Origin of the sequence: Geopsychrobacter electrodiphilus DSM 16401, from assembly GCF_000384395.1 — a bacterium.
Classification (GTDB): Bacteria; Desulfobacterota; Desulfuromonadia; order Desulfuromonadales; family Geopsychrobacteraceae; genus Geopsychrobacter; species Geopsychrobacter electrodiphilus.
This window is the reverse complement of the sequence record NZ_ARWE01000001.1, coordinates 366,736-380,297: the sequence shown is the minus strand read 5'-3', so window position 1 is coordinate 380,297 and position 13,562 is coordinate 366,736. Positions and strand designations below refer to the sequence as shown.

The 13,562-nt window shown below is 55.9% G+C and carries 13 protein-coding genes and 4 tRNA genes; 2 read left to right on the top strand and 15 right to left on the bottom strand.

All coding sequences use genetic code 11. The features are described 5' to 3' along the window. Window positions 1-365: 365 nt before the first annotated feature. Entirely contained in the window at window positions 366-875 is a 510-nt protein-coding gene (gene greB / locus D888_RS0101785; RefSeq protein ID WP_020674808.1) for a transcription elongation factor GreB, read from the top strand. On the opposite strand, the gene D888_RS0101780 is transcribed toward greB, so the two are convergent. From D888_RS0101780 to D888_RS0101735, 10 genes are all read right to left on the bottom strand, one after another. Next, entirely contained in the window at window positions 872-1,723 is an 852-nt protein-coding gene (locus tag D888_RS0101780; RefSeq protein WP_020674807.1) for a YitT family protein, read from the bottom strand. The two genes, greB and D888_RS0101780, sit on opposite strands and share 4 nt — an antisense overlap. 140 nt (window positions 1,724-1,863) lie before the next feature. Beyond that, a tRNA-Ser gene (locus D888_RS0101775) sits at window positions 1,864-1,951 on the bottom strand. 6 nt (window positions 1,952-1,957) lie between these two features. Continuing rightward, complete coding sequence (gene tadA, locus D888_RS0101770) at window positions 1,958-2,449, bottom strand: tRNA adenosine(34) deaminase TadA (RefSeq protein ID WP_020674806.1); 492 nt, start codon at window positions 2,447-2,449, stop codon at window positions 1,958-1,960. A 19-nt stretch (window positions 2,450-2,468) separates the two neighbouring features. Further along, window positions 2,469-2,545: transfer RNA gene (locus tag D888_RS0101765), tRNA-Arg, on the bottom strand. A 41-nt stretch (window positions 2,546-2,586) separates the two neighbouring features. After that, window positions 2,587-3,081 carry a DUF2155 domain-containing protein gene (locus tag D888_RS20410; protein WP_020674805.1) on the bottom strand — a complete coding sequence of 165 codons (495 nt, stop codon included), beginning with the start codon at window positions 3,079-3,081 and terminating at the stop codon, window positions 2,587-2,589. A gap of 249 nt (window positions 3,082-3,330) precedes the next feature. Further along, window positions 3,331-3,418 (bottom strand) — tRNA-Ser (locus tag D888_RS0101755). Window positions 3,419-3,473: 55 nt separating this feature from the next. Continuing rightward, window positions 3,474-3,559, bottom strand: a tRNA-Ser gene (locus tag D888_RS0101750). A gap of 87 nt (window positions 3,560-3,646) precedes the next feature. Then, window positions 3,647-4,918 (bottom strand): serine--tRNA ligase, encoded by a 1,272-nt coding sequence (serS, locus tag D888_RS0101745; RefSeq protein WP_020674804.1) that lies wholly within the window; start codon window positions 4,916-4,918, stop codon window positions 3,647-3,649. A gap of 246 nt (window positions 4,919-5,164) precedes the next feature. Next, window positions 5,165-5,746 (bottom strand): HD domain-containing protein, encoded by a 582-nt coding sequence (locus D888_RS0101740; RefSeq protein WP_020674803.1) that lies wholly within the window; start codon window positions 5,744-5,746, stop codon window positions 5,165-5,167. Between the two features lie 47 nt (window positions 5,747-5,793). Further along, a complete protein-coding gene (locus D888_RS0101735) occupies window positions 5,794-6,666 on the bottom strand; it encodes an EamA family transporter (RefSeq protein ID WP_020674802.1) in 873 nt (290 codons plus the stop codon). A gap of 111 nt (window positions 6,667-6,777) precedes the next feature. On the opposite strand from D888_RS0101735, the gene D888_RS0101730 reads away from it, so the two are divergent. Further along, on the top strand, window positions 6,778-8,154 hold the full coding sequence (locus D888_RS0101730) for a class II fumarate hydratase (protein WP_026362168.1): 1,377 nt from the start codon (window positions 6,778-6,780) through the stop codon (window positions 8,152-8,154). Here the strand turns inward: D888_RS0101730 and D888_RS0101725 are convergent. The 5 genes from D888_RS0101725 to mqnE are packed head-to-tail and all read right to left on the bottom strand — an operon-like array spanning window position 8,151 to window position 13,546. After that, on the bottom strand, window positions 8,151-9,269 hold the full coding sequence (locus D888_RS0101725) for a ribonuclease D (protein WP_020674800.1): 1,119 nt from the start codon (window positions 9,267-9,269) through the stop codon (window positions 8,151-8,153). The genes D888_RS0101730 and D888_RS0101725 overlap by 4 nt on opposite strands. Before the next feature lie 12 nt (window positions 9,270-9,281). Further along, on the bottom strand, window positions 9,282-10,373 hold the full coding sequence (mutY, locus tag D888_RS0101720) for an A/G-specific adenine glycosylase (protein WP_020674799.1): 1,092 nt from the start codon (window positions 10,371-10,373) through the stop codon (window positions 9,282-9,284). Then, window positions 10,366-11,418 carry a histidinol-phosphate transaminase gene (gene hisC / locus D888_RS0101715; protein ID WP_020674798.1) on the bottom strand — a complete coding sequence of 351 codons (1,053 nt, stop codon included), beginning with the start codon at window positions 11,416-11,418 and terminating at the stop codon, window positions 10,366-10,368. Before hisC ends, mutY begins: the two co-directional genes overlap by 8 nt. After that, window positions 11,415-12,485 (bottom strand): cyclic dehypoxanthinyl futalosine synthase, encoded by a 1,071-nt coding sequence (gene mqnC / locus D888_RS0101710; protein ID WP_020674797.1) that lies wholly within the window; start codon window positions 12,483-12,485, stop codon window positions 11,415-11,417. The genes hisC and mqnC overlap by 4 nt, the downstream gene beginning before the upstream one ends. Continuing rightward, window positions 12,482-13,546 (bottom strand): aminofutalosine synthase MqnE, encoded by a 1,065-nt coding sequence (gene mqnE / locus D888_RS0101705; RefSeq protein WP_020674796.1) that lies wholly within the window; start codon window positions 13,544-13,546, stop codon window positions 12,482-12,484. Before mqnE ends, mqnC begins: the two co-directional genes overlap by 4 nt. Between the last annotated feature and the right edge of the window lie 16 nt (window positions 13,547-13,562).

Genomic DNA, 13,562 nt, shown 5'->3' with positions numbered 1-13,562 from the left:
TGCTAACCTGGAATCCAGTAACAGCGTTTCGGCGGCATGACCACCAGAGAGATCGAAGCGGGTATCGCCCTCCTCACCCAGGTCTGTCGCTGAGGCATGGCGACCCCGGACTTCGCCCTTGATCCAGGGCAGATTACCCAGAATTTGCTTCCGAGAGTAGGTCCAGTTATGGATAAAATTATGGGGTCAGATCAGTCGTGACAAACAAACACGGATCAAGCAGGGGGCATACGAAACAGAACATCGAATGCGCATTTCCCCGATGGGTGCAGATGGGCGCATGTTTTCCGGCCCCTCGTGCTTTGCATTCAGGCCAAAGCGGCTTAAGATAGACTGATCTGTCACTCCAGCAACGAACGAGACCCATGCCAAAACAAGCGACCACCCCGACTCCCATTTACATGACCCCGACCTGCGCCCAGCGCCTGCGTGCAGAACTTAAAGAGATTCTCTACACCCTCAGGCCCGAAATGGTAAAGACCGCCGCCTGGGCAGCGAGCAACGGCGACCGCTCGGAGAACGCCGACTACCACTACGCCAAGAAGAAGCTGCGCTGGTTTGACGGGCGGATCCGTTTTTTGACCCAGCGCCTCGAAGCCGCGGCCATCGTCGACCCAGTTGAGCAGGGGGCAATCGCCAAGGGTCGGGTATTGTTCGGCTGTACCGTCACGGTTGAAAACGAAGAGGGGGAAGAGAAGGTCTACAGTATTGTCGGCGCAGATGAATTTGATGCCGCGCGGGGCTACGTCAGCTGGACCTCCCCGATCGGACGCGCCCTGCTCGGCTCCAAAGAAGGCGATGTGATTTCGTTCAACACCCCGGGCGGAAAATCCGAACTCGAAGTAATCCAGGTCGAATACCTGGCCCTGGATTAAACTCCATGCCCCCGGCCGAGCATCTCGGCGGCATCCATCACTACCATAAAGGCGTCAGGATCAGTCTGACGGATGATATCCCGCAGCAGTGAAATGCGCCGCGCCTCTACCGTGACAAAGATCAGGGTTTTCTCCTGATTGCGAAAAAGCCCCGTCCCGGACAACATCGTCCCATGGCGCCCCAACTGTTCAATAAGCTGACGTGCCAGTTCATCAGGTCTGCGGGTGGCGATGTGCACGACCTTTTCGGTCAGAGCGCCGGTCAAAATCATGTCGATACACTTTGAAGTGACATAGATACAGATCAGGCTCCAGAGCGCCGGTTCGATACTGCGAAAAACCAGGGCCGAAGCGCAAACGATCAACAGGTCGAGGGCAAAAATTACCTGTCCCGGCTTGATATTGGTGCGGCTGGACACGATTTTGGCGATGATCGTCGAACCTCCGGCCGAGGCATTCCCCCGCAGAATCAAGCCGACCCCCAGACCGACAACGATCCCACCATAAAGCGTGGCGAGCAGCTGATTATTGCTCACGGCCGGCAGCTTGAGGATCTCAGTAAACAGATCGATCAGCACCGACATCAACAGAATAGCCCCAACCGTGCGCAGCGCAAAGGCACGACCGAGCAGGCGCCAACCAGCCAGCAAAAGCGGCAGATTGATCAGCACCATCAGGCCGCCGATCGGCAGATCAACCACAAAGTGCAAAAGGATCGCCACCCCCGGTGTTCCACCAGTCGCAATCCGATTCGGAGCCAGAAACAACACCACACCCAGCGCCAGCAAGGTTGACCCCAGGCTGATCAAAACCAGGTTACGCAATTCACGCCGCAACATATTCGTCATAAAAATCCCCAAGAGACTCAGCAATACGAGATTCAATCTATTTAGGCCAATAAATCCGTGTAAGGGTAGCATCAGATGTGTATTCATGCAGTTTCAAAAAACAAGGGCCTAACCGTTACCGGCTAAGCCCTTGTTTTTTATGGCGGAGAGGGGGAGATTCGAACTCCCGGAGGGTTGCCCCTCAACAGATTTCGAGTCTGTCACCTTCGACCACTCGGACACCTCTCCAAAGTGTCAATTCTGCTCTTTTGCTATTTTTTTCTGTTCTCTTAAGCGCTTAAAAAACGTACTAAGCTGTTCGCTGCATTGATCTGCCAGAACACCTTCCCTGATATCCACCCGATGATTAAAACGTTCATCCAGCGTCAGGTTATAAAGCGACCCTGCTGCACCAGCCTTGGGGTCACGACAACCATAAACCAGGTACGGGATACGCGCCAAGATGATCCCGCCCATGCACATGACACAGGGTTCGAGGGTCACGTACAGGGTACAATCAATCAGTCGCCAGGACCCAAGCTTTTCAGCCGCTTGACGAATGGCAATGAGCTCGGCGTGAGTCGTTGGATCCTGCGAAGTCTCACGCAGGTTGTGCCCGCGACCGACAATTTCGCCACCATGAACGACAATGGCCCCGATAGGGACCTCAAGCAGAGCCTCAGCTCTACCTGCCTCCACCAGGGCCTCTTGCATAAAGACCTGATCCTGAAATAAAGAAGGATGCATATGGCCCTTATTTTTAAAATGGCGCGCCACGAGAGATTCGAACTCCCGGCCTTCTGATCCGTAGTCAGACGCTCTATCCAGCTGAGCTAGTGGCGCACATAGAAAGACAAGCTTTATCGCTTAACCTGGCGCGATTGTCAACCCTTTTTTGCAGCCTCAGGGGCCGACCGCCGAGTTGCGACAAATCCGTTAAGGGTGAGATTATATCGAGGATGTACAAAGTTATGTGATTTAGGGTTTTTCTCGAACAACCAGCCGGAAAAAAGTTGTTGCTCATTATCACTGATAACAACCTGGGTTGCCGGATTCTCTGTTTCAAGACCACGCGATGTAATTCTATTCCCGGACATAATAAAGTTGGGAAGAAAATTTTTAATCTCGACCTTCAATCCCGATCCGGGAACAACAAAGCTACCACCGACGGAAACCGTATAAACGGCCGAAGAATTATTTTCCTTATCCGTCACCTTAATCTTTACCGCAGACCAGTCAGCTTTGACTTTTTCCGGAACGATTACCTCAAGTTCTGTCTTCTTTTCAACAGTCTTGGTAACAGGAGCATTGGTTTCCTGCTTGCTACATCCGAACAAGAGGACGACAAGTAAAGACAGACTGACAACAAGGTTGAGCATTAAAGCACCTCCTGATGCTGACTTAACCCAAAAAACAGGTCCAACACCTCCAGGACAACCTTAAGAAGGAGACATTTTTGAAAAGACTGGCATAGAGGGGGGGATTCGGCCAAACCTTCATCGCTGTCATGGCGATTCCGGCGTAACCTCACCTGTACTCGCTACCGCGGCCATCCGGGCCGCTCTTCCGGCATTTAGTCAGCGCTCTTTTCACTTCACATCCCCAAGCAGAGGATTTCTGAATAATACTGGCGGAGAGGGGGGGATTCGAACCCCCGGTAGCTTGCGCTACACTCGCTTAGCAGGCGGGCACCATCGGCCTCTCGGTCACCTCTCCGCAAGTCGTATATTCAGTTTTTTTGTTCAAATCCTTGGAACGGTCTACACAAAATTGGCGGAGGAGGTAGGATTTGAACCCACGGTACTTTCGTACAACGGTTTTCAAGACCGCCGCCTTAAGCCACTCGGCCACTCCTCCGTAGCGTTGTAAAACATTCCGAAAAGCGCGCCGACTTTAACGAACATCGGCCCAAAAAGCAAGTAGAAAGGCGTAGCCCGGCACAAACTAATTACTGATTTTCTCCAACCCGCCCATGTAGGGTTTCAGGGCATCGGGAATCAGGATCGAACCATCAGCCTGCTGATAATTCTCCAGGATCGCCAGGAAAGTGCGCCCCACCGCCAACCCTGAGCCATTCAGGGTATGGACCAGCTCAGGTTTCTTGGCACCTTCACGACGAAACCGGATGCTAGCGCGCCGGGCCTGAAAATCCCCGAAAGTTGAACAGGAAGAGATCTCGCGATAACCGTTTTGACCTGGCAGCCAGACCTCGATATCAAAGGTGCGGGCCGCCGAAAACCCGATATCGCCGGTGCAGAGATCAACCACCCTGTATGGCAGCTTCAACAACTGCAAAACCTTTTCAGCATCCGCCAGTAAGCTCTGCAGTTCGGCATCCGAATCTTCGGGGCGGACAAATTTGACCAGCTCGACCTTGTTGAACTGATGCTGCCGAATCAGACCGCGGGTATCGCGTCCATGCGAGCCCGCCTCCTTACGGAAACAGGGGGTGTAGGCGGTGTATTTGAGCGGCAGATCGGCATCATTCAGAATTTCGTCCCGATGGATATTTGTCACCGGCACCTCGGCAGTCGGGATCAGAAAATAATCGACATCCTCGGTATGAAACAGATCCTCTTCAAACTTCGGCAACTGCCCGGTCCCGGTCATGCTGGCGCGATTGACCAGAAACGGTGGCAGGGTTTCGGTGTAGCCATGCACATCCGTATGCAGATCGAGCATAAAGTTGATCAGCGCCCGCTCTAAACGGGCCCCGGCACCACGATAGAGCACAAATCGCGCCCCGGCGATCTTGGTGCCACGTTCGAAATCGAGGATTTCCAGTTTTTCCCCCAGATCCCAGTGCGCCTGGGGTGCAAAATCATAGCTGGGAACTTCTCCCCAGGTGCGGACCTCACGGTTGGCGTTTTCGTCGCGCCCGATGGGACAGTCCTGATGTGGAATATTGGGGATGGTCAAGAGCAACGCCTGCAGCTCTTCCTCGACCAGCCTTAGCTCCTCATCAATCTGCTTGATGCGCGCTGAAACCTCTTTCATCTGCACGATCTCGCTCTGGACCTGGCTTTTATCCCTGGTCTGACCGATCAGGGCCGAAACGCGATTCTTCTCGGCCTTGAGAGCTTCCCCCTCGCCGAGCAGTTCACGGCGGCGCAGATCAAGACCTGTGAACGCTGAAAGATCAACTTCGCCACTCCGATTGGCCAGGGAAGCGGTCGCCGCAGCAAGATTTTCACGCAAATATTTGATGTCGAGCATGAATTATTCCTCCACAAAACGATAATACCGAACCGCAGTAGATAGCATTTCTGCATATCAAGGGTCAAGTTCAGCAAAAGGCGAGAGACATTTGGAGAATTATTTCAATTTCTAAAAACAACAACGCTCAAACGAGTGAGAGATGTGCGGCATGTGCAAGGCGCGCCGCAGGATTTCACCGCAGGCCTAGCAGCGCTAGGTCGAGGATGGAAGCCAAGAAGCAACGTCGCAGATGCGGTGCAGCTCTCACTCGTGATCGTGAGAACCATTAATCCACCATTCTCTATCATCATCAAACCACCACTTCGACGAATCGGTACTCCAGATACTGGAGGCGAGCTGCCTTGCGGCATCGGTTTTGAGCCGTTCAAGGGAAAAGGGGAACCATTCATCAGCGTTACGGTTCCCCAGATCCTTGTGCTCCTTGAGAGCCAGAATCATTTCCAACTGGTCGGCATCATTGGCGATCAGCGCTTCGGGGGTCTGCTTCGCCATAAATTCGGCGAGGGTGGCGCGGTAGTCATCGCCAAAGGGGAGCTGCTCGGCCAGGTCATCGATCGCCTTTTGTTCGTCGACCTTGACATACTTCTTGTTGACATAGTTCAGGTCGCCGGTGCGTGCCTCTGGGAGATCATGAAACAGGCAGAGTTGCATCACCCGCGCGGCATCAACCTGGCCATCAATCTGCGCCAGGGTGTAACCGATGATCGCGGTGCGAAAACTGTGCTCAGCCACAGATTCGGCGCCCGATCCGAGGAATTGAAAACCGGTGCGGGGGGTGCGCTTGAGCATGCCGACTTCAAACAGAAAATTGGCCAGATTCTTCATCATTTATCCTTTCACTTCTCATATTTCACGCCCCACAGTGCAGGATTTCAGCCATGCCAGATAAACACGACTCCGGCCAATATCAGTCCCGCCGAACAGAGGCGCATGCGCCCGAAGGATTCCCCCAGAAACAGAATCCCGATCAGGACCCCGACCAGCAGACTCACCTGCCTTAGCGGGACGGCATAGCTGACCGGTGAAAGTTGCAGGCCGTAGCGGAAGGTGAGGAACGAGGCGAGCATAACCGGTCCCGACAGCATGACCAGTTTGGGACTATGCCGCAGCTCAGCCAAAACCCGTCCACGGTAACAGGGGCGCAACAGATTGAGACTCATGTAACCAAGCATGAAGAGCACCAGGATATAAGTGAAATGGTAAGCGGTATAGCTGGTAACCCCTTGTTTGTCGATGATCGCGCCGAAGGAATAGCAGAGCCCGGCCAGCAAGGCCGCCTGGACCGAACTGTTCCCCAGATTACGAAAGGGGCGCAGCAATTCGCCCAGTTGAAAATAGCGGAGCTGGATGCTGTAGGCTCCGGCCACCATCAGCAGAATCCCCAGAATGCCGGGCAGGGAAAGTCTCTCACCCAAAAGCAGCACCCCCCAGATCGGCACGTAAAGCATCGAGGTCTGGGCCAGGGGATAGGTCATCGACAGGTCCCCCTCGCGGTAGGCCTTGCCGGTAAACCAGTGATAGAGCACAAAGCAGGCAGCCGCACTCCCGGCCAGCAGCAGATAGCGGGGGGACATGGGCGGAAAGGGCCGCCCCGGCAGGAGCATCAGAAAATTCATCAGGATAAAGGCGCAAACGAACATCCACCAGATGAACACCGTCTTGTCACGGCTCTGCTTGACCAGCAGATTCCACAGGGCGTGCATCAGCGCTGAAAAGAGGATCAAAACCAGAGCGAGAGTTTGCATGGCCGGCATTCTAGCCGATGCCCACGGACAAAGAAAGCGCGATTGACAGCACTGGAGGGGTTGGTATGCTTGAATCTGACCGCGAAGGTCATCCTTAACAGAGAGGTTACCATGAGCAAGACACGTATTGAAAAGGACAGCCTCGGCACCATGCAGGTGCCGACCGATGCACTTTACGGAGCCCAGACTGCGCGCGCCGTTGAAAATTTCCCGATTTCAGGCCAGCCGTTACCTCGCCCCCTGCTGTACGCCCTGACGCTGATTAAACAGCAGGCGGCGCTGGTGAATGCCGAGCTCGGGCTGCTCGAAGCGACGCGGGCATCCGCTATTTCTCAGGCCGCTGCCGAAATCCTCAAGGGGATGCACGACTGTCAGTTCCCGGTTGATATTTATCAGACCGGCTCAGGAACCAGCAGTAACATGAACGCTAACGAGGTGATCGCCCACCGCGCCAGCCAACTGCTGAACCACAAATCGGCACGTCCGCTCCACCCCAACGATGAAGTCAACCTGGGACAGTCAAGCAACGATGTCTTCCCCAGCGCCATCCATATCGCCTGCGCGCAGCAGCTTCAGGAGAAGTTGTTCCCGGCCTTACAGCAGCTGGAGACGCAGTTGACGGCAAAATCGGCAGAATTTACCAGCGTCATCAAGATTGGCCGGACCCATCTGCAGGATGCCACCCCGATCACTTTTGGCCAGGTGTTCAGCGGCTATGCGCGTCAGATTAAACTCGCTCAAGAACGCCTGGCCTGTGAATCAACCGGCCTTTACGAGCTGCCGCTGGGCGGAACCGCGGTCGGGACCGGGATTAACACCCACGCCGAATTCGCGGCACGCACCATCGGCCGAATCGCCACGGAGACACGTCTGCCATTTCGCGAAGCGCTCAATCACTTTGAGGCTCAGGCCGCCCGTGATGCGCTGGTGGCGGTAAGTGGCTCACTCAAGTCCTGCGCCGTCAGCCTGTCGAAAATTGCCAACGATATCCGCCTGCTCGGAAGCGGTCCACGCTGTGGTTATGGAGAGTTACAATTGCCTGCGGTGCAGCCGGGGAGCTCGATCATGCCGGGGAAGGTCAACCCGGTGATGGCCGAGAGCCTGATCCAGGTCTGCGCGCGGGTGATCGGCAACGATGCCAGCATCACCCTCTGTGGCCTGGGAGGCTATTTCGAACTGAATACGATGATGCCGCTGATGGCGGCGGCGATGCTGGAGAGTATTGAACTCTTAAGTCGCGCGATCACTTTGTTCGGTGACCGCTGTCTGGCCGGATTGAAGGCTGACCATAAACGCTGTGCTGAGCTGGTGGAGCAAAGTCTGGCCCTGGTGACCTCGCTCGCTCCCGTCATCGGCTACGATCGCGCCGCCGACCTGGCCAAACAGGCCTACCAGGAAGGGAAGACCATTCGTGAGCTGTTGACGGCCGAACAGACCTTGCCGGCAGAGGAGCTGAATCGGCTGCTGGACCCGAAGCAGATGATTTAGAGAGCCTGCAACATCCCCGTACCCAGTTCACGCAGCTGCCAGTTTTTCAGAGCACCCAAACCCTCCAGCTCCGCTCTGCTCTGCGGGTTGGCGCGGGCGACCTGCTCGAGGGTCGCGTTATTGATCAGGACGCCGGGATCAAGAGCCAGCTGTGCAGCGGTTTTTTTACGCCAATCCTTGAGCTGCAGAAACCGCTTGTCGGCGGCGGGGTCCTTTTCACGGCGTTCGACCCGGGGGAAAGCTGGCAGGTCAGCCTCATCCAGCCCTACCCCCTGTTCGACGGCTTGCATCAGAGCCTTACCGTAGCGTTCAACCAGCCGCGGTGAAATCCCTTCAATCGCGACCAGTCCCCGGACCGAACTCGGAGCCTGGGTTGCAAGGTGTAGCAGGCTCGCTGTACCCAACACCTTAAAATGGGGCAGATCGCGACGCTGAGCCTCGGCATTGCGCCACTGAAGCAACTCTTCGAGCAGACCGAGTTGACGCCTGGTCAACTTGCCGGCACCCTTGACCCGCAGGCAAAGCAGCCCGTTCGGCTCGGCAAAACGTGCTTTTTCCAGAAGGGCAAACTCCTCAGCGACCCAATCTCGCCGCCCCATGGCGTGAAGTTTTTCCTCCAGAATCACGACCAGATCCGCCAGATACCGCGTATCACCAGCCGCGTACCTGACCATCTCCGGGCTGATGGGACGGATGGTCCAGTCAGCACGTTGATACTTCTTGTCGACCTCAAGGCCGAAATACTTCCCCAGCACGTCGGCCAGACCGAACTTCGCCTCCCCCAGGAACTGGCTGGAGATCATGGTGTCGAACAGCCCGTAAATCTGAATAGAAAAATCCCGGGCCAGACAACGGATATCATAATCGGCGGCATGAAACAGTTTACGGATGCCGGGGTTCGCCAGCACCGGACGCAGACTGGAAAGGTCTGCGCCATCCAGCGGATCGAGCAAAATCGTCTGCTCACCGGCAGTAAATTGAAGCAGGCAGACCTTCTCCTGATAGTGATGCATCGAATCGGCTTCAAGATCGACAGCTATCTGAGGAAAAGTCGAAAGTTCGGCAGCCAACTCTTCGACTTCGGCGGTACGGGTCAGTATTTGTGGCAAGGGCATGCGGAATCCAATTCAGTTGATGCTGGAAGATTTTTTCGACGCAGTAATCAGCGTCAGCAATTTTTTATGTGCCCCGTGCAGGGGGAGTTGCATGAGAGCGGCCAGCGGCAACCACTGGCCAGAATGGTCTGCCTGCTCAGCCACAGCCCCTTCAGGTTCAAGCTCGACACGATAAAAGTCGATCTCAAGCCGAAAATGGCTGTAGGTGTGGCGCGCCTGCCCGAGCAGACTTATACCACGCACCGAATAACCACCGGCACAGTAGCGATGAATCTGCTCAACCGGATCTGTCTCGGCCACTTCGAGACCGGGAAACTCCCAAAGGCCTCCGAGAAGTCCTTTGGTCGGGCGACGGCGTACCAGCGCCTTGCCATCGCTGACCAGCAGTAGCGCCAATTCATGCCGCAGGGGAATCGGCTGCTTCAATTTCTTCAGCGGCAGCTGATCAACCAGGTTCAGGCGCCGCGCCTCACACAGCGTTTCAAGCGGGCATTCGGTGCAGCGCGGTCTGCGTGGCAGACAGATAGTCGCCCCCAGATCCATAATCGCCTGGGTGTAATCATGAATCCGCAGTTGCGGGGTCAGGGTTTCAGCCCAGACCCAGAGCTGCTTTTCTGCCTGAACAGACCGCGGCATCTTCTGCAAGGCAAACAAGCGACAGAGAATCCGCCGCACATTGGCATCCAGAATCGGCGCCGGCTGGTCAAAGGCGAGTGCCGAAATTGCCCCTGCCGTCGAACGGCCTATCCCTGGCAACTGCATCAGCTCCGCGACACTGACCGGGAAATGCCCCCCCTGTGCAATCAACTTTTGCGCTGTAGCGTGCAGGTTACGCGCACGCGCATAGTAGCCGAGCCCCGCCCAGAGATCGATAACCTCTTCCAGGGGGGCGGCAGCCAGCGCTTCAAGGGTCGGGAATTTTTCCAAAAAGAGTCGGAAGTAACCGATCACGGCCGCGACGGTGGTCTGTTGCAGCATGATTTCTGCAAGCCAGATACGGTAAGGATCGCGCGTCTGACGCCAGGGGAGGCTGCGACCGGCACGCCCGTACCAGGCGAGCAGACGCGTGGCGACCTCACCCTGCTCAAACCGCCGTTCAGCCAATCTCTGTCATCGCCTTAAGGGTTGTTTCCATCTCTTCACGGGTGCCGATCGAAATGCGCAGGCCGTGTTTAAGCAAGGGCTCGGTAAAGTAACGAACCAGGATCTGACGTTCAAAGAGGCCCTGATAGACCCGCTCGGCATCGAGATCGGGTGGCGTAACAAAAATGAAGTTGGCCTGTGACGGAATAACCCGATAGCCGAGCTCCCGCAGCTGGCTGCTGAACCATTCGCGGGTTTTGCGGATCTTGACCAGATTTTCGACCAGCCAATCCTGATCCAGCAACGCAGCTTCCGCTGCCACCAGCGCCAGCCGATCCAGGTGGTAATGATCCCGGATCTTATCCAGCGCCGCAATCACCTCGGGACGCGCAACCGCCAGGCCAAGTCGCATCCCAGCCAGCGAATAACTTTTGGAAAGGGTGCGGGTGACGATTAGGTTGTCACACTGCTCAACCAGATCCATCGCGCTGCCATCGGCAAAATCGGAATAGGCTTCATCCACCACCAGCACCCCGTCACAACGCCCGGCCAGCTTGCGGATATAGTCATTGGGGAAACGGAAGCCGAGTGGCGCATTAGGGCTGGTCAGAAAGAGGAGTTTCCCCGAGTAACGCTCAGGAAAATCGACCAGTCGAAAATCGTCATCCAGACCAAACTGATCAATCTGCGCCCCCTGAATATCTGACAGAGTGGCATAATAGCTGTAGGAAGGATGCACAAAGGCCATCCTCTCCCCTTCACCGACGAAGGCGCGGATCAGGTTGTTCAACAGTTCGTCTGAACCGTTGGCCATGATCACCCAGGCAGGATCAACCTTAAACAATCGGGCTGCAATTTCGCGCGCTTTTTTGCTCCTGGCATCCGGGTATTTACGTAAATTGGCACCGTCCTTCCCGACCTCGGCCAGAATCGCCTTGGCAACGTCGGGTGAAGGCGGGTAGGGATTTTCATTGGTATTCAGTTTGACCCACTCAGCTTCATTCTCGGGTTGCATCCCCGGAACATAAGCGGCCATCTCAGCGATATTTTTACGCAGGGTCGTCATTTTAAGTATTCCTCTAAAATTTCGTATTCGGTCGTTCGCCTGACCGGAATAAATCCGGCGCTTTGGGCCAGATCAATGATCTCTTCCTGCGACATGCGGAAGGAGATGCCGGCGGCAGCGACCACGTTCTCTTCAAGCATAGTTCCGCCAAGATCGTTAGCGCCGAAAAAGAGTGCCACCTGCGCCATGTTGGCCCCCTGAGTCACCCAACTGGCCTGGATATTATCGATATTATCGAGCACAATCCGCGAGAGCGCCAGCACCTTAAGGTAGTCGACACCGCTCGTGGTTTTTCCACCCAGTTCAGTGTTGTGCGGTTGAAAAGTCCAGGGGATGAAGGCGGTAAAACCTCCGGTTTTTGCTTGAATTGCACGGATCCGGAACAGATGCTCGACGATATCGACCGGGGTTTCGCAACTCCCGAACATCATGGTCGCAGTAGAGCGCATCCCTAACGCGTGCGCCGCTTCCATCACCTCACCCCACTCCTGCCAGCCGATCTTGTTGGGCGAAATGCGCTGACGGACTTCATCGACCAGCACCTCGGCTCCGGCGCCTGGCAGGGATTTAAGCCCGGCGACCTGCAAGCGCCTGAGGGCCTCCGACATGGTCAGGCCCGAGAGTTTGGCAATATGACAGATTTCCGCGGCCGAGAGCGAATGAATCTGCACCTGCGGGAACTGCTGGCGCAACTGACGGAATAACTCCTCGAACCATTCGATCTTCAAGCTCGGGTGCAGGCCGCCCTGCATCAGCAGTTGGGTCCCACCCAGATCGGCCAGCTCCTGGACCTTGGCGAAGATCGTGGCGTAATCGAGCAGATAGGCTTTTTCCGACTCGGCGTCACAGTAAAACGCGCAGAACTTGCACTTCGATTCACAGACGTTGCTGTAGTTGACGTTGCGATCGACAACGAAACTGACCCGGTTACCGGGATGCTTGCGCCGCCGGACCTCATCCGCCAGTCGGCCGAGCTGCAACAGGTCGGCCTCGGTCAACAACCAGAGGGCCTGGTCCCGGCTGAGGGGCTCATCGCTTGCGAGAATATGCTGGATATTTTCAATCATAATTCATTGTACAGGGTATCGCGCTCGACCGGCACCCTCCCCGCCTCGCGGATGAGTAACTGGATCTGCTCCTTCCCGAGCGCCTGTGGCGAATCAGCGCCGGCGTCATGACCGATCTGCTCTTCGACCACCGTGCCATCGAGATCATTGACCCCGAAACAGAGGGAGGTCTGGGCGATTTTCAGCCCCAGCATCACCCAGTAGGCTTTGATATGCTGGAAGTTATCCAGATAGAGCCGACTGATCGCCAGAGTCTTTAAGGCATCGACCCCGCCGACCCCTTTAGCCCCGGGCACTCGGGTATTATCCGGCTGAAAGGCGAGGGGAATGAAGGTTTGAAACCCACCGGTCTTGTCCTGCAGTTCACGCAGCAGGTGCAGGTGCTCGACTCGGTCGTGGTAGCCTTCGAGGTGCCCGAAGAGCATGGTGGCGTTGCTGCGCAGACCGGCCGCATGCACCTTTTCGGTCACCTCCAGCCAGCGTGCGCCGCTGATCTTTTCGGGACAGATCTGGTCCCGCACCTGTTGCCCGAGGATTTCGGCCCCGCCCCCCGGCAGCGAGCCGAGTCCGGCGGACTTAAGCGCTGCGATCACGTCCTCGATACTCAAACCTGAAAGCCGGGAAAAATAATCGATCTCAACCGCGGTAAAGCCCTTGATATGCAGACGGGGATCAACCTGTTTGATGCTGCGCAGCATCTGCAGATAAAACTCAAACGGCAGGTCAGGATGTAGCCCACCGACGGTGTGAATCTCCGTCGCCCCGGCGCTAGAGGCCTCACGGGCTTTTTCGGCAATCTGCTCCAGTGCCAGGGTGTAAACCCCAGGGTCATCAGCTTCTTTGGAGAAGGCGCAGAACTTACAGCGATTGACGCACAGATTGGTGTAATTGATATGTCGGTTGACGTTGAAATAGACCTTATCGCCGTTCTTGCGCTGATTGGCCTCAGCCGCCAGTTCACCGATCGCCAGCAGCTCGCGCGACTCAAACAGCGCCAGGGCTTCAGCGTCGCTGATGCGGGTATTGGATGCGACTTTTTCTTTAATCGTTTTAAACAACATCTTCATCTAACCTTAT